This window comes from Tolypothrix tenuis PCC 7101, from assembly GCF_963874875.1.
In the GTDB taxonomy this organism is placed as follows: Bacteria; Cyanobacteriota; Cyanobacteriia; order Cyanobacteriales; family Nostocaceae; genus Aulosira; species Aulosira tenue.
In genome coordinates, this window is sequence record NZ_CAWNJS010000001.1 from 552193 (window position 1) to 574340 (window position 22148).

Below are 22148 nucleotides of genomic sequence, written 5' to 3' on the forward strand. Positions count from 1 at the left end.
TTGATGAAAGTCAGAAATGCAACCCCTGATGATGTACCACTGATTTTCTCATTCATCAAAAAGAAGGCAGAATTTGACCGCAATATTGGCGCTTTTAATGGCGTGTTGCGAGTAACGGAAGCTAAAATTCGCCAAACAATTTTTGGTGAACTTCCTTTTGCTTACGTTTTGTTTGCAGCGACTTCAGAACGCGAGATTGGATTCGCTTTGTATGGATTTAGATACTCGTCATTTGCAGGACAACCGAGTATTTGGTTAGATGATTTATACGTCAATGAAGATATGAGAAGCCAAGGAGCCGGCGCTGCTTTGATGAGTCATCTAGCTCAAATTGCACAGCAAAATAATTGTACCCATCTAGCTTGGAACGCTGATGCTCGGAACACTCGCGGTTTGAGTTTTTATAATCGCTTGGGTGCGGAAATTACAGAGCAAAAAGGTAACCGATTTTTTCTAACTTGGATTCCTGGGACGAAGATAGAGAGATAAACTAGCCCACAAATTATCTATTTAAGTCAATGGTTAAGAGCAAAAATTTACACTAAATTAACCTAAGTACTATTGTTTGAAAGTCTCGAAACAGGCTTGTGGTCAAGGTTTTCAATTTAAAATCCCAAAGTTGGTATTAGACATTGAGTAGTTCAATTAGTCAAACTCAATGATAATGATAAACATTTTCAATAAATTTTATAGTTTTGTTGCTGGCTTTACTGGCTATACTACCGCTAATGCTGGATTTCAGCCTTTTAACCGTCATTTTGCTAGCTCAATTGTCCGCTTGACTAATCTATTAGGTTAAGAGAAACTAACTAATGACAAACGTAACGACTTATAAAATTAATAATTTTTGTAAAAATTCTGAGATATATATTTTGAGAGATGGAACATTAGTTAACAAATGGCAAGTTTGTATCTAAGTGGAATGTTCCGACGGCTATATATTTAGCCGACTGCTGAGGCAGTACAATTCAAGCGTATTATCGTGGTTGGCCAAGAGCATGGAGACATTAGAGTTCATAATTTATCCAGATGGTCGGGTACAAGAGAAAGTCACTGGCATTGTGGGTGCTTCTTGTGCTGAAGTCACAGCAGCAATAGAAGCACAACTTGGTCAAGTGCTTGTTAATGAGCCAACTTCAGAATTTTTCGCCAATAATCAGGTACAACAATCTGGTGTGGTCAATACGCAAACCGCTTTCAGTGATTGGTAATTGTTCAAAAATAGTCTATTTTAGTTAATTCAGAACCACCATGTCACACTTTAGCCAAATTAAAACTCAAATCCGTAACCTAGACTCTTTGAAAGATGCTCTCAGTGAATTGGGTATAGATTGGAAGCCAGGCCCGCGTGAAGTAAGAGGCTATCGCGGTCAAACTCATCCTGCAGAAATTTCCATTGAGCAGGAGAATGGTTATGATATCGGCTTTAGATGGAACGGCCAAGAATATGAATTGGTGGCTGACTTACAGTACTGGCAACAAAACCTATCTGTAGATGGATTTTTGCGCCAAGTGACTCAGCGCTATGCTTATCAAACAGTCATGAAAGAAACATCTCGTGTTGGTTTTCAAGTGACCGAACAAAAGCAACAAGAAGATGGTTCAATTCGTCTGGTAGTACAACGCTGGAGTGCGTAATGGCTGATTTTCTGCCTTCGCCGGAAGAACAAGAAGATAATCGTTCCGGGTTTGAACCAGAATTAGGCGGTTTTTTACGGGATGCTCCCGAACGCTCTGGTTTAGAGCCGGAATTGGGTGGAATGCTTCGCCAAAGAGGTGTATATGTGGACGAAATCACTTGTATTGGCTGTAAGCATTGCGCTCATGTTGCCCGTAACACATTTTACATTGAACCAGATTATGGGCGATCGCGTGTAGTTCGTCAGGATGGGGACGCAGAGGAAGTCATTCAAGAAGCAATAGATACTTGTCCAGTTGATTGCATTCACTGGCTTGATTACACCGAACTGAAAAAGTTAGAAGAAGAACGCAAATATCAGGTAATTCCTGTAGTTGGTTATCCGGTGGATCATGCTGTTGCTACTACAGAAAAGAGGCGGAAAAAACAAAAATTAAAAACAAAAAAATCTCGTTATTAAAATAATAAAAAACTATAGGCTGGTAAAACCAGCCTATTTTATTGGGTATTTATTATTTTTTGTTTGTCAAGGGTCGAGGGTCAAAGGTCAAATCCAATTACCAATTACCAATTACCAATTCCCCATTTTCTTGCTAAAGTATCTTCCACTAAGTGAAAACCTTGATAATTATTCGGTTTCTGGAAAGATTTGCACTTTACCATCTGGGCTAAGTACAGCTCTAAGTCTGACATTTCTGCCATATCTATTAGCAGAAACGAAAGGTGTACCGATATTTGGCATACCAGCGCTATCTACATAATCTCTGGCTGCTTTATTTAAGGGAAAAATTCGTTCAACAGTACCATCAACACCTACCATCACACTATATTCTAGTGTTTGCTTTAATCCAGAAGGTGGTTGCCAGCGTTTTTGCAGATATTGTCTAGCTTCTGCTATCTGAGGTGTATCAAATAATGTGCTGTCATTAGCTTGTGGCGTTATTGTCGTTGCAGTTTTTCTTGTTCCCCGCAATTTATTAACTAACGCACTCTCACTACTGGCTCTGGAAGTTGTGGTAGATGTTGTAGAAGCAGGATTATATTCTCCTTCTAACTTGGCTGTACTTGTTGGTTCATTAGGGATGACAGGAAGCGCTGGCGCAGTGATGGGAAGATTGGGGGTGACACTACGGCTAGTTCTATCTGTTGATAGGCTAGGCGGTAATTCTCGCTTTTTCGGAAGACCTAAATCGCTGGGGCTAATCGATCCAGGCTTGGTCTGTGTCAAGTTTGGTTGCAAAGCAATTTGCTGGTCACCGATGGTAGTAGGTACGCCAAACTGTGGATTAGTAGAAAAAGTTGGGCTTGTCTTTTGATTGATACCCAGTCCAGTTGCTGGAGATGGCACACCCTTAGGTAAACTCGAACCAGCAGATGTGGGAGCAGCAGGAAAATTAGTATTTGGTAATGTTTGGGTTTTGCTAGCCACTCCAGAATTAGGAACTAATAGAGGATCTGCTGGCAAGCTAGAAGTAGGAATTGGTGTAGTCGAGCCAATATTTGGTAATGGGGGAAAACTGTCAGGGGCTGCAAGTCCTGCTTCTGGGTTGACTTGAGGTGAGGGTTGCAGAGCAATTGTCCCTGAATTGGCAGTGGGTTTTTTCGCAGTTTGTTGCTGATTTGGCTTAATGTTATTCACATATTGCCAGGTTACTGGTAATAGTCCCACACCTAAGACTAATACAGCTGCTACAGGTGCCCAGACTGGGAATTTTGCTACCGAACTGCCTGTATTTTCCAGAGTAGGTAACGCCATAATATCAGCCGAGTATTCATCTAGAGCAGTTGCTAAATCGAATAGTTGCAACAGACTTAGTTCGATTACAGGGCCAGATGCTTGGCTGGCTAGGGAACCGAGAAATAGCTTGTGAGTCAAAGAACTGCTCGGTTCTAAATATATTGTTGTTGTAGGGAAAGAAGAGGGAAAAGACCTTAACGTTTGAGTACTAACTGGTTGTGCAGTCTGTTGAAAGTCTTGTATTTGCGCGTCACTAGCGACTTTACTAGAATCTTGTGGGCTGGGAAAACTCAGCGAAAAAGTTTCGGGAGATTGTTGGAGAAATTGTTGAATGTAGATTGAAACTGCATCACACAAAGCTTCGAGTTGATCGCGATCGCCCCGAATTGGGAGTCTGCTTTCTTCTGGTAGTCGCGGATCGTCAAACCGCAACTCAAAGCTGAGTTGCTTGAGGACAGTTTTTCCCGTCCACCGGGATAAAGGTGAGCTTTGCGCCAACACTTCGAGGGTACAGGTGGGGGGTGTGTAGCGACGAATGACAGAATTAGATAGAGGCATAGCAGAAACTGCGAAGGAGATGATTGGTGTTCGATTTGGGATTTAGGAGGAGCGATCTAAAATCAAAATCTAAAACTTTGTGGAACGGTCTATCAGTGCTAACCAAAGACGGCGGTGTCCACCAGGGGCGCTGTAAAACAATAAATCTACCAGCAGTTTGAGCGCTAAATGAGTTAATAAATCTGTAGAAATTTGCTCATCCTCTTCCATGCGCTCTTGGTAAGTATTGCAGAAAGCATCTATATAATCTCCCAGTAAAGCGGTTTGGTGAGGTTCCTGGTGATTTGCGGCCATTTGTTCTAATAGACCAACAGCACGACGAATCAATTCTTGGTGCTGTTTGGCAAGGTAGCAAGTGATGAGAACAAGCGATCGCGCCTCTTCTACATCTAGTTTTTTTCGCCCTCCTTGTCCTTTGCGTAGGGGATTTGACTGGCGCAAGCGCCACAAAGCTACGCGATCTGGCACTCTTGACTCCAAATTCAAACTAATTGCTGCCGAGAGCATCGCCTCGGAACCAAGACCAGTTAAAGTTTCTAGTGCCAACAGCACTAAGTCTAACTGAGTTTTGATATTATCCCATTCAACATAAGTTGGGGTTGGAAGCTGGATTAGATCCTCCCACTGGGAATTTGGGGTAGCTGAATTGGTGGCCGAGTGCATAACTTTTAGCATAGGTGATCGGGCTTATAGGGACGGTTGCTGTTACCCATTTTGAAACAGACTCTTAAGCATTCAACTGAGTTTCCTCTAGTCATTTAGCCTGAAACTTCAGATAGCTTTGATCACAGTGGGAATCAGCATGTATCTCTGTCTTACTCTAAATGAAAATTTATTTTCTACAAAGCAGAAATATTATTACTTCAAGAATACTTATGTAGCTTTCTGAATTTTCACGCCCTAAGTAAATGCATCAGGCAGAAATTGTAAAGAAAATGGGGATTGGGCATAGGGCATGGGGCATTGGTAATTGGTAATGGGTAATTGGTAATAATAATTTCCCCTTTTCCCCCTTCCCCCAGTCTGACAGGTGTAGGTTTTTTACATTTAGGAGGAGTTAAAACAGTATAAATCGTCAACAGGAGTAGAAGGAAAAGAACTCCAGCGATGAAGTTGAATAGGAAGATGGTTGACCAATGTCCTTTCCAACTTCCTGGTTCATTAGCTTGTACAACACACCATGCAATGGGAATTCCACATCCTGCCAACAGAATATTCAGCGATAAGACTACGAACTTACTGCCAATAGTTGTTGCGTCCAGTGCTAAGGCTATCTGTTCAATGTTTGTCGGCAGTAAACTTAATACCCACATCAGTAATGGTGCAAAACAACTGCTCACATCCAGACTGCGACGATGAAGCCCTTTTTTGGCTTCTGCTTCCTCATACCATTGTCTTAACCTTTGACGTACCGTTGCGGCTTTTTCGCCATTCACTCTGGCGATCAATTGCGCGACTTTTGTCAAGCTACTTGATTTGGTCATTACCATGCCAAAACTCCACGTCGCCAGCCCCACCACTTGAGGTATCGACAGATGTGGCATTTTCTCTGATACTATGCGTGTCCACTGTTTGAGATACTCATTTTTCAGCATTTGAGTCTCATCCACACCTTGGGTTTCTAATTTTATTTTCTGACCAGAGAGACTAAATACTCACACCCTTGTAAAAAACCTACACCTGTCAGCAGTCCCCAGTCCCCATTGCCCCTTATCCCCAGAGGGGGCCCCGAGTTCCCCAGTCCCCAATCCCTACCGCCTTACCAAACTCATCAGCTGTTTATCCAATTCGATGAGATAATCTCTGCCATAGGTACCATTCTCTAAACCCATCAAAAGATGATTGGGGATGTCTTGTGTGACTTCTTGACTGCATGAACCAGCAGCTAGGGCTATTGTGGCAACTGTATCCACATCTCCGGTGAAAGCTATACAGTCCTTTAACAGTTCGCTCATGCTATCATTTCGCATTACTGCAGTAATTGCGGCTCTGACGCTCATCCATCCTTTAGACTTAACTTTACCTTCCCAAGCCTTAGACCATTCTCCAGAAACATAACCTTCGAGAAACTGTCCTAATTTGCGCTTTGTCCCTAGTTGGTAAATAAAATAATGGGTCATTAACGCGGCGGCAACGGCGGCGTTAATGCCATCTGGTGTATTGTGGGTAAGAGCTGCTTGAATAGTTGCGGCTTCTATGACTTTTTCTGGTGTAGCAAAAACCCCAATCGGCCCTGCACGCATTGCTGCACCGCTTTTATCGCTATCAGCGTGGATTCTAGCTAGGAACTCGCTTCCATCTGGGATACTTTCTAGAAAATCGTAGAAGCGACTAGCATAACCTTTTCTGCGATCGCGTTTAAAGCAGGTCACAAAACTTTCAGCTAAAACTTGCGGTGTCCAAGGTGCAGCGGAGATAATTACTTCTGCGTTCACGAAGTGTCTCGGAACGAGAATCGCAATGCTCATTTGCGTGTCGTCTGTGTATTTACCAGCGATGAGTCGATGACGAGTATTGGTAACGTATCGACTCAAATCGTTATAGACGCTCATATCGTCAGCGTATTCAAAGCCTGCACCGTAGGCATCGCCAATTGCTAATTCTATGAGCATCTACAAGTTCCCACAATAGCTAAGAGGTTATTTATAAAGCCTAACCCACCATCCATGCGGCGGTGCGTTACGGCTGAATTTCATTGTCTCTGTGTCTCAAATCCTTTCATAGCCGTAACACACCCTACTTCTACGAGAATCTACAAGTTCCCACAATAGCTAAAGGTTAAAGCTGGGCTTCACCCTGATACGCTAACGCCTCTACAGGGTGAAATATCTGATGTTTTTCCCAGTCCCCATTACCCCTTATCCCCAGAGGGGGCCCCGAGTTCCCCAATCCCTAATCCCCAGTCCCTAATCCCCAGTCCCCATCCCTAAACCAAGTAAGGACGCGCTAACAAAAAGCTAGAGATTGTTTTCGCATCTACTGGTTCACCGTCTAAAAAGGCTTTCTCCAATTCTTCGGGTGTGTAATAGAGAATTTCAATATCTTCATCCTCTTCTTTCTGTGGCGGTGTCTCTAACTTTTCCAAATCTCGCGCCAGAAAAGCATAGAGGATTTCATCAGAATAACCCGGAGCCAGAAAGAACTCTCCTAATTTGTCCCATTTGTTCGCACGATAACCAGTTTCTTCCTGAATTTCCCGCTGTACTGTTTCTAAGGGATCTTCATTGAGTTCTAGAGTACCAGCCGGAAATTCGATAATTCTGCCTTGAATAGCAAAACGATACTGACGCAACAGAATTAGCTTACCGTCTTCTGTAACTGGCACAGCTAGAGCGCCACCTGGGTGACGAATACACTCCCATTCTCCCTCCGCTTTGTTGGGTAACCGCAAGCGATTAACTTCAAAATTAAACTTGCGCCCTTTATAAAATAAGCGTTGTCTCAGCAGCTGCGGTAATTCTCTACCTAATGGCATAGTATTAGTTGTTGTCTTTCGATACAAAGGCAAATATTCAGACTGGCTGTACAATCCAGAAGTTCTCTGTGTTTATGGGTGGTAATTTTAATTGCCCATGAATAAATGTACATCAGAACAGTCTACATCTTTAACCAGTTCTTTAATCACACATCCGGAAACTGGTTCTACCCAATTTGGTGCTATTTCTGCTAAGGGTACTAGTACAAAAGCCCGCTCCCGCATCCGGGGATGGGGAATTTGCAAATTTGGTGTGTGTAAAATCAAATCATCATACAACAGTAAATCTAAATCTAGGGTGCGGGGGCCCCACCTCTGTTGACGAACCCGTCCAAATTTCTGTTCAATTGCTAATAATGTTTCTAATAATAGATGCGGTAACATGAATATTCGCAATATTGCACAGCCGTTTAAATAATCTGGTTGTGGCGGGCCTACGGCTTTAGTTATATACCAATGGGATTGGGCTTCAACAAAAATCCCTGGTGTTTTGGCTAAGGTGGCGATCGCTGCATCTAAAATCAACCGCGAATCCCCGATATTACTACCTAGAGCGATAGCTGCACCTACACCTGTAGCAATCTCAGCAGTTTCATCCATACTAGTTATCTGGTCTTTATACTTATACCATGCGGTATATTTTTCCGCTAAGTCCACGGTCTGCTGAGTCCGAATAATTGATGAGAATTCTGTACTAATCTTTACGGGATCGTATTTAAAGAATTCTAAAAAGTCATCATATTTGACTTAATTTAGTTCTTTATTTATGGGATATTATACTAACACGAAAGTGGTACGCTAACCCCGTGATTTTTGGCTGGTGGTTAGGTGACAACTACATTTGAGCTGAGGAACTAACGTGGGGAAACTAACCTCCTGGTTCAAGCAAAGATCACCCGATTTCAGTGCATCTGACAAGGAGAAGCCGCGATTGTCGCCTGGTAATCATCTCGAGAACGAAGAACCTGCAAATGAGAACTTACCATCAACCAAGCTGGACAAGTTAAAGCCGGTACTGAGCCAGATGCAAAACATCTCATCTGGAATCGTTGCCAAACTCTCCAGCCGCGATAAACCTTTTTATCGTCGCCTCTGGTTCTGGGCTAGTTTGGGTGTAGGTGGTAGTGTGATAGCGATTAGCTACGGCATCGGGACAATCGATCGCACCTTGCCAGATAAATCGGAATTAAACGCTGTGATCCGCGAGCAGACATTAACTATTAAAGCTGCCGACGGGACAATTTTACAACAGCAAGGTGAAGCAGCCAGAGAACAACTGAGACTGGAGCAAATACCAGATAATTTCAAAAAAGCTTTTATCGCTTCCGAAGATAGGCGATTTAGGCAACATAATGGCGTAGATCCGCAAGGAATAGTCAGAGCAGTTTTAAATAATTTGCGATCGCAAGATGTGGTGGAAGGTGGTAGCACCATCACCCAGCAGCTAGCGCGTATTCTCTTCCTTAAACAAGAAAAAACTATTTGGCGTAAGCTCAAAGAAGTCCGTCTGGCACAAAAGATGGAAAATGAATTGAGCAAAGACCAGATTCTTGAGCGTTACCTAAATTTGGTGTATTTGGGATCTGGTGCTTATGGTGTAGCGGATGCAGCATGGGTATATTTTAGTAAAACTGTAGACCAATTGACCCTACCGGAAATGGCTACTATTGCTGGATTAGCCCCAGCACCCAGCCTCTACGCCCCAGATAAAAATCCTGAAGCGGCAAAAGCCAGGCGGAACTTGGTGCTACAGCGGATGCAGGAAGATGGCATCATTACCGCTGCCCAAAGGGAAGCGGCTACCAAAGAACCGCTAGTTGTGAACAGTAGTTTCCCCAAGCGACTGCAAGTAGAATCACCCTACTTTACTACCTATATTCAAAAAGAATTACCCAAATACGTTTCCCCTGATGTTTTAGCAGGTGGGGGGTTAGTTGTTGAAACCACTTTAAACCCAACTTGGCAGAAATTTGCCGAGGAAGCAGTTGCGAAAACCTTGAGGAATCAAGGACGCTGGGAAAACTTTAAACAAGCAGCAATGGTCGCTATTGACCCCCGCAACGGAGAAATTCAAGCGATGGTGGGGGGTAAAGATTTTGGAAAAAACCAGTTTAATCGGGTTACTCAAGCCCAGCGTCAACCAGGCTCAACCTTTAAAGGCTTTGTTTATGCGACTGCGATCGCTAGTGGTAAGAGTCCCTACGATAGCTATTTAGATGCACCCTTTGTTGTAGATGGTTATGAACCCAAAAACTACAGCGAAAACTTCCGTGGCTGGATGAATATGCGTGATGCCCTCACCCGTTCCATTAATATTATTGCGGTGAAGGTGTTGATTGATGTGGGATTTGAGCCAACAATTAAGCTAGCTAAAGATATGGGCATTAAATCTGAACTTAAGCCCACTTATTCTTTAGCGCTAGGTTCCAATGAAGTCAATTTGCTGGAATTAACTAGCGCTTACGGCAGCTTTGCCACTCAAGGCTTGCACACCGAAGCTCACGGTATTCGCCGTATTCTCAACCGCCAAGGGCAAGTAATTTGGTCATCTGATTTTTCCTCCAAGCGGGCGCTAGATGCTGATAGTGCTGCGATTATGACTTGGATGCTACGTAATGTTGTGGAAGAAGGGACTGGTGCAGCAGCCCAATTAGATAATCGACCTGTAGCAGGTAAGACTGGTACATCTGACGAAGCCCGGGATTTATGGTTTATTGGTTACATTCCCCAAATCGTCACCGGAGTTTGGTTAGGTAACGATGATAACCGCCCGACTTGGGGTAGTAGTGGTAGCGCTGCTTATACCTGGCATGAATTTATGGAACAAGCCGTTAAAGAGATGCCGGTCGAAAAGTTTCCCCCAAGGCCGAAATTAGATGGTCGTAAGGGTACGATTAAAGCCGAGCGCCTCAAGCCTAAAAGCATTGTCAATAAAGCTGTTCCTTCTAATGATGAAGATGAGGATAACTCTAATAATGAGGAACGCCCATCTAGAAGGCGGAGATATTCTCAAGAAGACCAGCAACAACAAGATGAAACCCCAAGACGGCGGCGCAGACGTTATGATCAAGAACAAAATGATGACACCCCGTCATATAGCAGACGGCGGCGCTATCGTAGCACAGAAGCTAGCAGCAGCGATTCATCTTCAGAATCTCGTCCTCGTCGGCGCAGGAGTGTAGAATCCCAACCTTCTTCACCTCGGAGATCTCGGAGTTCTGCTTCATCTTCTGGTAGTGGCTCATCTGGTTCCTCTGGTTCCTCAAATTCCACCCCTACCTGGCGGGAGAGACTGAGACCATCTTCCTCGCAATAAGTCTGGTTAGTGCTGAGTTGCAACAGACGCGATTAATCGCGTCTGTACAAAAGTGCTGAGTAATTTGAAGGGTAAATATTGACGTTTCCGTTAAATAATTGAGATTATTCTCATTATTTAACGGATTTTTAAGGCTTGAGACTATCATTCAATACCGTTCAGTTAGTCTCAAAAAGCTTAGAAACCATGTATAACCTCCATTTCGCTATGTGGTCAATGCAAAATCCCAAATCTAAAATCTAAAATCTAAAATTGCTGGGTTCAAACTACAGAGGGATGTTAGGTGATACGCTCGTTTTATAGTGTGTTAAGCAGTGTTACCTAGATTAGGAGAATATACTCATGCTTATATTCATGCAAACAGCCGCACCAATAGCAGATGGGCCTCATTTTCCTTTTGCTTTTACATTTGTATATGTATTTGGTTTTATTGCCGCTGTTACCATTGGTTCCATCGCCTGGTATAACTCTAAGCGTCCACCAGGTTGGGAAAGCAAAGAACGTCCTGACTTTGTACCCAAGGTAGAAAAAGAAGAAACTCCGGGACTGGGTGAACCGAAGTCATAAGTACTGATGAGTGCTGAGTTAAATTACGAAATTTAAAAAACATGGTCAGGCGCGAGATATCGCGTCTGCTTAAACCAATAATCATAAATCTCTTTTAATTTTGCACATCAACCCAACGGCGATAGAGCTTTTGAATTTGTTTGAGTAAAGTATTGTAGGCTGATGGATGTGACCCACTGGCTTTGCCTAACTCCTGTAATTTGGTTAGGAGTCTTGCTTCTTCAATTGCCACATCCCCGTCACTATAAATTAGTCCACTGATAGCTTCAATCAAACTTTCGTAATCTTCTAAGCTAGGATGATCGCCTAAATATTCTTGTACCCAGCTATAGCACTCATTTGGTTGTACAGGAACTAATTCGTACAACCAAGGCTTAATCTCTGGATCGGTGGCTACACCTTTAGCTTGGGCGATTTCGCGCAAATATTGGCGTTCTTCCGGTTGGATTCTACCATCAATCCAAGCTGCCCCGATCAGGATTTTCACTAAGTTTTTCACATTGGAATCAGTAACCATGCTGCATCCTCTGGGAGATTTCAACCTCGCTTAAATAGTACAATCACAAACAGTGTTCACTCGGAATTATTAGTTTTTCTTAAGCGCACCATAAAAAAGCCATCCATGTCTTGGCGGTGGGGCCAGACTTTACACCAACCTTCAGGGGTGGAATAGGCAAAAGCAGGTGAATCTTTCTGAGGCGGTTCAATTTGCCAATCAGGAGAATTAGCCAAAAATTGGGTAATTACAGCCTCATTTTCTAAAGGATGTAGGGTACAGGTAGCGTAGACAAGGACACCGCCGGGTTTGACAAAAGTAGCAGTATGGGATATAAGTTCTGTTTGCAGTTGAGAAAGTTCTTGCACAGTTTCAGGTGTTTGTCGCCAACGTGCATCAGCGTGACGGTGGAGAGTTCCCAAACCAGAGCATGGCGCATCTAATAATACGCGATCGCCTATATTTTGAAACTGTAAAAATTCACGACTGTCACCAGTACAAATTTCAATAGATTGCAAATTCAAGCGTTTGGCGTTTTCTTGCAATTTTTTGAGACGAGAAGCAGTGCGATCGCAAGCCCAAATTTTCCCTTTATCTCCCATCAACTCAGCAATGTGGGTAGTTTTCCCACCTGGCGCAGCACAAGCATCAATCACCACTTCCCCTGGTTGCGGGTCGAGTAAATGACTCACCAATTGCGCGCTACTATCTTGGACAACCCACCAACCTTCACGGAAACCAGGTAAATTTTGAATCGGCCCACTATTACTAATCAATCTTAAAGCTTGGGGTAGGTGGGGTATCCGCCTAACTAAAACATCAGCCGATTGCAACACCGCTTCTACCTCTTCAATAGAACAGCGAAGCGGGTTGATTCGCAAATCAATGGTGGGTGATTGGTTCATCCATTCACACAACTGTTCTGTATCAGAAACACTCAGTTGTTCCAACCATACTTGAAGAATCCAGTCAGGAAAGCTGTGTACAATCCCCAAGCGTTCCACAGGATTTTCTGGAAGTTGCAAGGGGAGATGGGATGAGGTAGGTTTTTCCCCCTCATCTTCCTCATCTCCTTCAACTTGTCTAATATATTGCCGCAATAGACCATTTACAAAACCAGTTAATCCCGCAAAGCCATTTTCTTTAGCTAGTTGCACAGTCGTATTCACAGCCGCAGAAGCCGGAATTCTCTCTTGATAGCACAGCTGATATAAGCCAAGATGCAGGATAGTGCGGAGTTCTTTGGGTTGTTGGTGAGATTTCTTTTTAGCGAATTGGTCAATTAACGCATCAAGAGTGCGTTGTCGCCTGACGCTACCATAAACTAATTCTGTAACTAAACGGCGATCCGTGTCTTGTAATTTAAATTTTTGTAGTACTTTATCTAAAGCAAAATCAGCATAAGCCCCTTTGTGAACATCTCGCAGGGCAAGAAAAGCTATTTGACGAGCATTTGTCATGGAAATCTTTAAAATGTTAGATTCTATAATCTAGAGAATTTTAATTATACTCAGACTATAAATTTAGAAAAAATAGGATTGCATGTAGGATGCGTTAGCGATAGCGTAACGCATCAGCTAAGATTTATCAGAAATCAAATCAGATTCCCATATATGAAATTATTATGACCAAATTATTTTAGTTCTTAAAAGTTACAAATCACAAACTTGTGAAGCATCACTTAAATCTAATTCACCAAAACTAATCAAACCTAAATGTTCGGGGTTTCTCATCAATTCTTTGGCTAATAAAAATCCAGTAATTGTCCAAGTTTGATATCTTCTCGCTTCTTTGCCAATTAATAAACCCCTAGTCCCATCATAATATTCTGGCCATTCATCTGCACTCAAGCGTGTTTCGGCAAGTGCGATCGCTTTTTCAGCAAGATTTATTCTACCTGTTTTTTGAGCAGCAGCAGTTAACAACCACAATAAAACAGGCCAGCTGCCACCATTATGATACGACCAAGGTATATTTTTAGGGTCACATCCAGTAAAAATCCTGTACTCTTCTTTTTCGACAGCCGGAAAGCAGATTTTCATCGGCATTTCTCCCACTAGGTCTTGCCATTGTTCTTCAATCAGGTTCATAATGGCTTGCGATTGGCGATCGCTCGCTAAAGAAGAAATAATTGCCATTAAATTTCCCAGTGCAAAAAAGCGTGTATCTAGCTGTGACGGCCCAACATTTCCTGCTAAATAACCACCAATTTTTGGTAACCAAAGAGCCAAGTTAATATAAGAAATTGAATCTGCATAAATATTAAATTGATTAACTGCTGTTTGTCCGTATTCCTCACCTTTAAAGTGATAAATTATATTCAGACGAGGTATATCTATCCAATAATGATTGCGAATATGCTCTCTTAATAAAGGTAAGCGGTTATTAATACCGATTACAATTTCTTCATTACCAGCACAAATTAATAGCTTGCGCGCCGCCCGTAAAGCTGCATAAAATAAAACTTGAATTTCTAAAGGATAACCATAAATACCTAAACGCCGATGAATCATACAAGAACCATCTGGAACTAATAGCGTTGGGTACATATCAAATCGCGTCGCCAAGCAGAGTTCCATAATTAACATGATTCCTTGCTGAAATTGCGGCTGTAAGGCAAATTTTATATCTTTTGTAGCTTTAACATAGGCATATAAAATCAGAATCCACCATAGACAAGAATCAACTGGTGTCACTCGTGCGATCGCCTGTTCACCAAAATCCGCTTCTAAGGTTTCTTGTCCATCTTTTACTACAACTTTAAAGCTGGCTGGTATCAAACCTTTACCACGAGTATAAGCGTTTAATTGATTTTGTGTAGGTTGTAATTTTAAAGTCTCTTCCAAAAAATTTTGGACAATATCATATCTACCTTTAATCAGAAAAAGTATGGCTGAAGAGACGAAATCTCGCACAAAGCAATGGTCATAATTCAACCCTGTTGATGATGGATCTCTTGCAGCTATTGTACCTACAGGACGACCTTGATAATAGAGAATTGAATTTTCTAGCAGTTCCCAGGCCTGTTTTTCTATATCATCAAATGTATATAATTTCTCTTTTTCCATAGCGATAAACACTCCATTTTGCTTGGATGTTGGCAGTAGATGATACTTTTATTGAGTGCTGAAGCTTTAATACTTTTACTTAGGTAATAGCTACAGATATATAGTTGCAGAGTATTTACCACACTTTCCCGGCACTATATTTCTTCACATATTCTTTCAGGATAACCTAAGTTTTTCAATTAATTCATTTGGTTTGATGACATATTATTGAATCTGTCATGGAGAACAAATGAGAAAAATATAAAAGCACTTTTAACTACAAAATAGCTTGGGGGATATTATCTCTGCAAGTACGGCATACTGCGTGAATTCTTGATTGATGGTGCGGCGCTTTGCGAAAATACACCCTATAAGAATTGATTAAACATGATGAATTAAAGATGTAATGTACAAAAAAATCCCGCCTGTTTAAAGCGGGGATTTTTCTGTATAGCTATAATTATCTATTGCCAGGTATTTCTAGTGTGATAGGTATGGATCTACACTGCTAATTTCAAATTCACAAGCTCTAGAAACTGCTTCTGGGGATAATTCATCAAAACTCACCAATTTTAAAGAACTGGGGTTAGCTATTAGTTCTTTTGCTAATAAAAATCCAGCAATTGACCAAGTTTGATATTTTCTAGCTTGCTTACCAATTAATCGCCCTTTCTTACCATCGTAATATTCTGGCCATTCATCTTCAACTAGACGTGTTTGAGCAATTTCAATTGCTTTTCTCACTAAACCTGTTTTGTGAGTTTTAACAGCAGCAGCCGCTAACATCCACATCAACACAGGCCAGCTACCAGCATTATGATATGACCAAGGAATATTTTTTGGATCGCAACCAGTAACAATTCTATACTCTTCATGTTCCAAAGCAGGGAAACAAATTTTCATAGGCATATCTCCTACTAAATCTTCCCATCTTTCTTCAATCAAAGTCATAATTGCTTGCGACTGTTCTTCAGTAGCCAGGTCAGAAATAATCGCCATCAAATTACCAAGTGAAAAGAAGCGAGTATCTAGTTGTGATGGGCCAACATTCCCAGCTAAATAACCGCCTTTTCTTGGCAACCATTTGTCTAATTCATAATAGGGAATAGAGTCTACATATATATTGAATAAATTGACTGCTCCTTTGCCATATTCTTCACTCTTGAAGCGGTAAATTGCATTAAGGCGATTAATATCTATCCAATAATGCTGACGAATATGAGCGCATAAAAGAGGTAAGCGGTTATCAATTGCGGCGAAAACATCTTGGTTACCATCGCAAATTAATAACTCACGCGCAGCACGCAGAGCCGCATAAAATAATACTTGAATTTCTAGAGGATGACCATATATACCCAAACGACGGTCAATCATACAAGCGCCATCTGGAACTAATAGCGTTGGGTACATATCAAATCGATTCGCCAAGCAAATTTCCATAATTAACCTAATCCCAGTTTGGAATTCAGGTCGATCAGCTAGCGAATAATCTTTGGTAGAGACAACATAAGCACGCAACAAAAGAATCCACCACAGACAAGAATCTACAGGTGTGACTCTAGCGATCGCGTGTTCGCCAAAATCAGCCTCTAAATACTCTTCGCCATTAATAGACACAACTTTAAAACTAGCAGGAATTAATCCTCTTCCCGGCTTATATGCATCCAATGCTCTTTCTTTAGGCTGTAACTTTAAGGTTTCTTCCAGAAAATTGCGGACAATTTCTGGTTTACCTTTGAGCAGAAAAATTAAAGCCGATGAGACAAAATCGCGAATAAAACATTGGTCGTAATTCAGCGCCTCTACAGACGGATCGTATGCGGCCAAAGTCCCAACAGGACGACCTTGATAATAGAGAATCGACTTTTCTAATGCTTGCCAAGCTTGTTCTTCTATATTTTCAGCTATTACCAATTCGTTTATTTGCATCGCCAGAATAACTCCACTAGATTTGTAAATTTGTGGTAGATGCGTTCGTTTTGACGTATGGACTTTGCTATCCCGATCATAACAAAGACGATTTTTTGGATAGCAAATGCAATTTGGGAATAAATGATTAACTCTACAAAAGCTGTCTATAACTGCCAATTATTATGCTGCTTAACTGGCAGTTAATTTGCTTTTAAGCAATAAGCATCTTGGTGAAAGAGAACTTTTTATCTCTCACCTTAAGAAATGATATTACTTTGAAAGCAGTTACGCAAAATATATTTTTAGCTTGAGCGCAAATCGACTTTTATGCCTGGAATGCTTGATTTATCAACCAAAAATATATTGCTAACACTGTTGAAGATTTCCTTAGAGTTTCAAATAGTTAAAGTATTTTTACGTAGCTAGGATTTAGTTTTTGACACTAAAAATTATTCTATTCCCCTATAACTTAATAATTTATAACGTTTTTTCAAATTATGCAATACGAATTCTTAAAAAAAATGAATTGTCAATACATCTTAGGGGCTATGTATTGTAACCTATATATTTATAAAGTGGCTAGTATATAGAAGTAAGTGGCTAAAATACTCTGAATACCAGAGTGATAAACTACTAATCTTTTATAACCTTGCTAATAAAGGAAAAATAGCTCATCTTAAGAGAATTTAAAGTAATTATTGTAACATTAGCAAATTTTAATAAATTTGTAGTTAACTAACATTAATGCTATTAGCTACAGTTCAGCTTAATAAAGATTCGTAAAGTAGAAGGTCGAGAAAAGCGATACCCACGATAAATGTACTTACTCTGTATAAGTTGGTAGCTTCCATTAATAAAATCTACTGTGGATATGACTATTCCATTGCTCCAGAAACTTTTGATAAGCCTGATTTATTGATTGCATTGAGGCTTTAGCATTCTCAGAAGCGTTAAGATCAGGATGGTAAAATCTTGCTAATCGACGGTAAGCAAGCTTCACTTCATTGGGATGAGCATCCCGATCTACACCCAAAACTTCCCACCACAACTCAGAATCTATATTTTCGAGTGTGAATTTATCAAAGCTTTGAGTTCTTTGCCAAATCTGGATTGTAGCATTATTACCACCACTAATCAGGCTTTTGCCATCAGGACTAAAAGCTACAGGACTACGACCATAAAAAGTTTGTATGATTTCTCCTGTAGGCAGATGCCAAATGTTAATTACACCATCACTGCTGCTACTAGCTAAAGTGTTACTATTAATGCTGAGACTAATAGATAAAACTGCCGTTGAGTGTCTAGTGAGGGTGTGGAGTAATTCACCAGTATTGAGATTCCAAATTTTAATTGTGGTGTCTGTACTGCCACTAATTAAGGTTTGACCATCAGAACTAATAACAACCGTATTAACTGCTGCTAAATGTCCAGATAAAATAGAGCGCTGTTTTCTAGTATTGACATCCCAAATTCTAATAGTTTTATCCGCACTACCACTCACAATAGTTTTGCTATCTGGGCTAAAAATAACGGCTAAAACTGCATCTAAATGCCCATTTAAAGTACATTTAATTGTTCCTGTATAACATCCCCAAATTCTGATAGTTTTATCATTACTACCACTCACAATGTATTTACCATCAGAGCTAAAGGCAACGGAGTGAATAAAACCGTTATGGCTGTAGGGAGAGTTTAAATAAAAAAATGTACGCAAGAATTTTCTTGTATCTATCTGCCAACTGCTAATTTTGCGATCAACACTACCACTAACAATTTTTTGACCATCGGGGCTAATAGCCACAGATAAAACCGCTTCTGCTTGTCCTGAGAAAGTATAAAGCCATTTTCCGCTACTTAAATCCCATAGATGAACTTGTTTGTCATTACTGCCAGTAGCTAGGAGATTACTATCAGGACTGATTGCGATCGCATTTACTGCTGCTGAGTGTCCCTTGAGTGTGCGTATACATTTCCAAGCTTCTGTTGTTGCAGTTGTTGGAGGAATGATTTTTGTTTCAATCTTGGCAGGAGAAGGTTCAGGATTCGTTTGATTTTTTTCTTTTAATTCAGCCTTCAATTGTTCCAATTCATCTTCAATTTCTAAAGCCGCAAATTTGGGGTTGAGATCCTCACCAGATAAAAATGCCTCTAACTCCATCACAGCTGCGGCATAATCATCCATCGCTAGGACTTTCTCTTCCATGCGCTCAAAAACTTGTGCAGAAGTTTCCTTACTTTCCGATTCATCTAACAGCTTGGCAATCCCATAAGCAGCGAGTCCCACTACCGCACCAACCCCTACCATAGGTACTGTACCAATACCAACCACCAGCCCTATTTTTGGCGCAACTAATCCCATCCCACCCACAACGCTAGAAAAGCCAGCACCACCAACTGCGCCAATACCCATTGCGCCAAAAGCTGCTGCATCTCCTTGGGCGATCGCACTAAACGCCCCATAAGCAGCTGCACCACCTACAGCACCAATCCCAACTACTGGAATTGTGCCAAGTCCCACAGCACCAAATCCTCCAGCTAATCCCATCCCGCCAACTGTTGCGGAAACGCCAGCGCCTGTTATGCTGCCTCCAGCAATAAATGCTGCACCTGTTTGAGAATTTTGAGTCACTTTCAATTCATTTGGAGAATCTCTTCATCAACGATGCTCCAGATAAAAAACAGATGAGAATGGAAAAAATACTTAAAAGTTTCTCTATCCTCTTCATGCTCAATTTCTATCGCCACAAAAAGGATGCAAACCCCTAAATTTACTTATAAATAACATAGATTGGTACAAGGCAAAAAACTTAAGTATGGGTATTGTAATGGGTGAATTTTGAATTTTGAATTTTGAATTTTGAATTCCCCGGAGGGGTTGACGGTATTGTAGTAAAAGCGATGCCTGGATAAAACAAAGAATTTATATGACTTCGGTTTCTCCTCATAAAAAAGCCAAAGCCTTAAAACCCACTAGCCGCCGCCCTGCTAAAGAACTGTGCAGCGAGTGCGGACTGTGCGATACATACTACATCCACTACGTCAAAGAAGCCTGCGCCTTCATTAATCAGCAGATAGGGGAACTAGAAGCACAAACCCACACCCGTTCTCGCAATCTCGATAACCCTGATGAACTATACTTTGGTGTTCATCAAGACATGATGGCGGCGCGGAAACAGCAACCCATCGAAGGCGCACAGTGGACAGGTATTGTCAGTTCCCTGGCGATTGAAATGCTGAATCGTGGGCTAGTTGAAGGTGTTGTCTGTGTCCAAAACACCAAAGAAGACCGCTTTCAACCGATGCCAATTATTGCCCGTACCCCAGAGGAAATACTGGCAGCGAGAGTCAATAAACCAACACTATCACCCAATCTCTCAGTTTTAGAGCAAATAGAACAATCTGGGATGAAACGGCTGTTAGTGATTGGAGTTGGTTGCCAAATCCAGGCATTAAGAGCCGTAGAAAAACAGCTAGGCTTAGAAAAGCTGTATGTTTTAGGTACACCTTGCGTAGATAATGTTACCCGCGCTGGACTGCAAAAATTCTTAGAAACCACCAGCCGATCGCCTGAGACTGTCGTGCATTACGAATTTATGCAAGACTTTCGCGTTCACTTCAAACATGAGGATGGCTCTACAGAAATGGTGCCATTCTTTGGTTTAAAAACTAATAAGCTCAAAGATGTCTTTGCCCCCTCATGTATGAGTTGCTTTGACTACGTTAATTCTTTGGCAGATTTAGTTGTCGGCTATATGGGCGCACCCTTTGGCTGGCAATGGATTGTTGTAAGAAATGATACAGGAAAAGAAATGCTGGACTTGGTAAAAGACCAGTTAGACACGCAACCTGTCATGTCCCAAGGAAATCGCAAAGAAGCTGTACAGCAAAGTATTCCGGCTTACGATAAAGCTGTGACTCTTCCCATGTGGGCAGCAAAACTGATGGGTGTGGTGATTGAGAAAATTGGCCCAAAAGGTTTGGAATATGCCCGATTTTCCATTGATTCCCACTTCACTCGTAATTACCTGTATGTGAAGCGGAATCACCCGGAGAAGTTGGAAGCCCATGTACCGGAGTATGCCAAGAGAATCGTTGAGCAGTATAAGTTACCAGACTAATACGCAACGATTTTAAGCAGGGCCGACAGCTTCTATTGCTGCTTCTAGTGCGATCGCAATATGTGTCCAATGGGTACCCCCCTGGCAATAAACCACATAAGGCTCACGCAACGGCCCATCTGCGGAAAATTCCAAGGTGCTACCTTCGATAAATGTTCCCCCAGCCATCACTACCTGGCTCTCATACCCCGGCATTTCATCGGGGATGGGGTCAAGGTAGGAACCGATGGGAGAATTTTGTTGTACAGCTTTACAGAAGGCAATTAGCTTTTTGGCGGAACCGAGTTTAATTGCTTGAATTACATCGCGGCGAGGTGCAAGCGGTGCAGGATTGACCGGATAACCCAGTTTGTCAAAGACATAACCTGTGAGGTGAGTGCCTTTCATTGCTTCTCCCACCATCTGCGGCGCGAGAAATAAGCCCTGGAATAGAAGGCGATTTTGGTCAAAGGTTGCACCACCATAACTACCAATGCCAGGGGCAGTGAGACGACAGGCGGCAGCTTCTACTAAGTCAGCGCGACCAGCAACATAACCGCCAGCAGTCACAATTGTGCCACCAGGATTTTTAATCAATGAACCCGCCATTAAATCAGTACCGACATGGGTGGGTTCTTGGGTTTCGATAAATTCACCGTAGCAGTTATCTACAAAACAAACGGTGTTGGGATTTTGCTGTTTTACTAGTTGGACAATTTTTTCGATGTCAGCAATCGATAAGCTAGGCCGCCAAGAATATCCGCAGGAACGTTGAATTAATACTAAACGTGTGTTATGAGTCACGTTAGTACTTAAAGCTTGCCAATCAATATTTCCATCAGGTGTTAAGTCTAATTGGCGGTAATTTATGCCAAACTCAGTAAGGGAACCTTGACCTTTACCCCGTAAACCAATCACTTCTTCGAGCGTATCGTAGGGAGCACCGACCACTGCTAACATTTCATCTCCAGGACGCAGCACACCATACAAGGCACAAGCGATCGCGTGAGTCCCTGAAACAAACTGTACCCGTACTGCCGCAGCTTCAGCACCCATTATTTCGGCAAATACTTTATCTAAAGTTTCTCTTCCTAAATCATCGTGTCCGTATCCACTTACACCTGCAAAGTGGTGTGCACCTACGCGTTGATGACGAAAGGCATTTAGTACTCGTTGAAGATTGTGCTTGACCTGAGCGTCAATTCCAGAAAAAATCTCTAACAGTGCCTGTTCTGCTTGCCGCAGCTGTTCCAAGCTGTTCATTGGTTCCTCATTAAAAAAAAATTAAATAAATATGCGGATTT

Annotated in this window: 19 protein-coding genes; 7 read left to right on the top strand and 12 right to left on the bottom strand. The window is 41.8% G+C overall.

The features are described from left to right. The first annotated feature begins 3 nt into the window (after positions 1-3). From AACU25_RS02255 to AACU25_RS02270, 4 genes are all read left to right on the top strand, one after another. The gene (locus AACU25_RS02255; RefSeq protein ID WP_096573729.1) at positions 4-489 is read left to right on the top strand and encodes a GNAT family N-acetyltransferase; all 486 of its coding nucleotides are present in this window, start codon (positions 4-6) and stop codon (positions 487-489) included. A gap of 509 nt (positions 490-998) precedes the next feature. Then, positions 999-1211 (top strand): DUF2997 domain-containing protein, encoded by a 213-nt coding sequence (locus tag AACU25_RS02260; protein WP_045869200.1) that lies wholly within the window; start codon positions 999-1001, stop codon positions 1209-1211. A 40-nt stretch (positions 1212-1251) separates the two neighbouring features. After that, complete coding sequence (locus tag AACU25_RS02265; protein ID WP_096573730.1) at positions 1252-1638, top strand: DUF1257 domain-containing protein; 387 nt, start codon at positions 1252-1254, stop codon at positions 1636-1638. Further along, positions 1638-2099, top strand: a complete 462-nt coding sequence (locus tag AACU25_RS02270) for a ferredoxin (protein ID WP_096573731.1) — start codon at positions 1638-1640, stop codon at positions 2097-2099. Before AACU25_RS02265 ends, AACU25_RS02270 begins: the two co-directional genes overlap by 1 nt. 168 nt (positions 2100-2267) lie before the next feature. On the opposite strand, the gene AACU25_RS02275 is transcribed toward AACU25_RS02270, so the two are convergent. The 6 genes from AACU25_RS02275 to folK form a co-directional block, all read right to left on the bottom strand. Continuing rightward, positions 2268-3935, bottom strand: coding sequence for a DUF4335 domain-containing protein (locus AACU25_RS02275; protein ID WP_096573732.1), 1668 nt, complete (start codon positions 3933-3935; stop codon positions 2268-2270). A gap of 69 nt (positions 3936-4004) precedes the next feature. Next, a complete protein-coding gene (locus AACU25_RS02280; RefSeq protein WP_045869196.1) occupies positions 4005-4610 on the bottom strand; it encodes a DUF3038 domain-containing protein in 606 nt (201 codons plus the stop codon). Between the two features lie 218 nt (positions 4611-4828). Next, the gene (locus tag AACU25_RS02285) at positions 4829-5545 is read right to left on the bottom strand and encodes a hypothetical protein (protein WP_339381995.1); all 717 of its coding nucleotides are present in this window, start codon (positions 5543-5545) and stop codon (positions 4829-4831) included. Between the two features lie 141 nt (positions 5546-5686). Beyond that, entirely contained in the window at positions 5687-6547 is an 861-nt protein-coding gene (locus tag AACU25_RS02290; protein WP_096573733.1) for an ADP-ribosylglycohydrolase family protein, read from the bottom strand. A gap of 314 nt (positions 6548-6861) precedes the next feature. Next, positions 6862-7410 (bottom strand): NUDIX hydrolase, encoded by a 549-nt coding sequence (locus AACU25_RS02295; RefSeq protein WP_096573734.1) that lies wholly within the window; start codon positions 7408-7410, stop codon positions 6862-6864. A gap of 87 nt (positions 7411-7497) precedes the next feature. After that, complete coding sequence (gene folK / locus AACU25_RS02300) at positions 7498-8010, bottom strand: 2-amino-4-hydroxy-6-hydroxymethyldihydropteridine diphosphokinase (RefSeq protein WP_096573735.1); 513 nt, start codon at positions 8008-8010, stop codon at positions 7498-7500. A 259-nt stretch (positions 8011-8269) separates the two neighbouring features. On the opposite strand from folK, the gene AACU25_RS02305 reads away from it, so the two are divergent. Both AACU25_RS02305 and psb35 read left to right on the top strand, forming a co-directional pair. Beyond that, positions 8270-10726: a transglycosylase domain-containing protein gene (locus AACU25_RS02305; RefSeq protein WP_096573736.1), complete on the top strand. Its 2457-nt coding sequence runs from the start codon at positions 8270-8272 to the stop codon at positions 10724-10726. A 342-nt stretch (positions 10727-11068) separates the two neighbouring features. Next, positions 11069-11293 (top strand): photosystem II assembly protein Psb35, encoded by a 225-nt coding sequence (gene psb35 / locus AACU25_RS02310; RefSeq protein ID WP_045871887.1) that lies wholly within the window; start codon positions 11069-11071, stop codon positions 11291-11293. Positions 11294-11387: 94 nt separating this feature from the next. Here psb35 and AACU25_RS02315 read toward each other — a convergent pair whose 3' ends face one another. The 5 genes from AACU25_RS02315 to AACU25_RS02335 all read right to left on the bottom strand — a co-directional run bounded on the left by AACU25_RS02315 (position 11388) and on the right by AACU25_RS02335 (position 19376). Then, positions 11388-11810, bottom strand: coding sequence for a tellurite resistance TerB family protein (locus AACU25_RS02315; RefSeq protein WP_096573737.1), 423 nt, complete (start codon positions 11808-11810; stop codon positions 11388-11390). A gap of 56 nt (positions 11811-11866) precedes the next feature. Beyond that, a complete protein-coding gene (locus AACU25_RS02320) occupies positions 11867-13249 on the bottom strand; it encodes a 16S rRNA (cytosine(967)-C(5))-methyltransferase (RefSeq protein ID WP_096573738.1) in 1383 nt (460 codons plus the stop codon). Positions 13250-13441: 192 nt separating this feature from the next. Next, positions 13442-14857, bottom strand: coding sequence for a glycoside hydrolase 100 family protein (locus AACU25_RS02325; RefSeq protein WP_096573739.1), 1416 nt, complete (start codon positions 14855-14857; stop codon positions 13442-13444). A 459-nt stretch (positions 14858-15316) separates the two neighbouring features. Continuing rightward, entirely contained in the window at positions 15317-16765 is a 1449-nt protein-coding gene (locus AACU25_RS02330) for a glycoside hydrolase 100 family protein (protein ID WP_096573740.1), read from the bottom strand. Between the two features lie 832 nt (positions 16766-17597). Further along, entirely contained in the window at positions 17598-19376 is a 1779-nt protein-coding gene (locus AACU25_RS02335) for a DnaJ domain-containing protein (RefSeq protein ID WP_096573741.1), read from the bottom strand. Between the two features lie 295 nt (positions 19377-19671). On the opposite strand from AACU25_RS02335, the gene AACU25_RS02340 reads away from it, so the two are divergent. Next, positions 19672-20865 carry a Coenzyme F420 hydrogenase/dehydrogenase, beta subunit C-terminal domain gene (locus AACU25_RS02340; protein ID WP_096573742.1) on the top strand — a complete coding sequence of 398 codons (1194 nt, stop codon included), beginning with the start codon at positions 19672-19674 and terminating at the stop codon, positions 20863-20865. A gap of 12 nt (positions 20866-20877) precedes the next feature. Here the strand turns inward: AACU25_RS02340 and AACU25_RS02345 are convergent, their stop codons facing one another. Next, positions 20878-22107: a methionine gamma-lyase family protein gene (locus AACU25_RS02345; protein ID WP_096573743.1), complete on the bottom strand. Its 1230-nt coding sequence runs from the start codon at positions 22105-22107 to the stop codon at positions 20878-20880. Between the last annotated feature and the right edge of the window lie 41 nt (positions 22108-22148).

Coding starts and splice junctions, on each gene's coding strand:
- AACU25_RS02255 (WP_096573729.1), top strand. CDS start 4: ATGAAAGTCAGAAATGCAACCCCTGATGATGTACCACTGATTTTCTCA.
- AACU25_RS02260 (WP_045869200.1), top strand. CDS start 999: ATGGAGACATTAGAGTTCATAATTTATCCAGATGGTCGGGTACAAGAG.
- AACU25_RS02265 (WP_096573730.1), top strand. CDS start 1,252: ATGTCACACTTTAGCCAAATTAAAACTCAAATCCGTAACCTAGACTCT.
- AACU25_RS02270 (WP_096573731.1), top strand. CDS start 1,638: ATGGCTGATTTTCTGCCTTCGCCGGAAGAACAAGAAGATAATCGTTCC.
- AACU25_RS02275 (WP_096573732.1), bottom strand. CDS start 3,935: ATGCCTCTATCTAATTCTGTCATTCGTCGCTACACACCCCCCACCTGT.
- AACU25_RS02280 (WP_045869196.1), bottom strand. CDS start 4,610: ATGCTAAAAGTTATGCACTCGGCCACCAATTCAGCTACCCCAAATTCC.
- AACU25_RS02290 (WP_096573733.1), bottom strand. CDS start 6,547: ATGCTCATAGAATTAGCAATTGGCGATGCCTACGGTGCAGGCTTTGAA.
- AACU25_RS02295 (WP_096573734.1), bottom strand. CDS start 7,410: ATGCCATTAGGTAGAGAATTACCGCAGCTGCTGAGACAACGCTTATTT.
- folK (WP_096573735.1), bottom strand. CDS start 8,010: ATGGATGAAACTGCTGAGATTGCTACAGGTGTAGGTGCAGCTATCGCT.
- psb35 (WP_045871887.1), top strand. CDS start 11,069: ATGCTTATATTCATGCAAACAGCCGCACCAATAGCAGATGGGCCTCAT.
- AACU25_RS02315 (WP_096573737.1), bottom strand. CDS start 11,810: ATGGTTACTGATTCCAATGTGAAAAACTTAGTGAAAATCCTGATCGGG.
- AACU25_RS02320 (WP_096573738.1), bottom strand. CDS start 13,249: ATGACAAATGCTCGTCAAATAGCTTTTCTTGCCCTGCGAGATGTTCAC.
- AACU25_RS02325 (WP_096573739.1), bottom strand. CDS start 14,857: ATGGAAAAAGAGAAATTATATACATTTGATGATATAGAAAAACAGGCC.
- AACU25_RS02330 (WP_096573740.1), bottom strand. CDS start 16,765: ATGCAAATAAACGAATTGGTAATAGCTGAAAATATAGAAGAACAAGCT.
- AACU25_RS02340 (WP_096573742.1), top strand. CDS start 19,672: ATGACTTCGGTTTCTCCTCATAAAAAAGCCAAAGCCTTAAAACCCACT.
- AACU25_RS02345 (WP_096573743.1), bottom strand. CDS start 22,107: ATGAACAGCTTGGAACAGCTGCGGCAAGCAGAACAGGCACTGTTAGAG.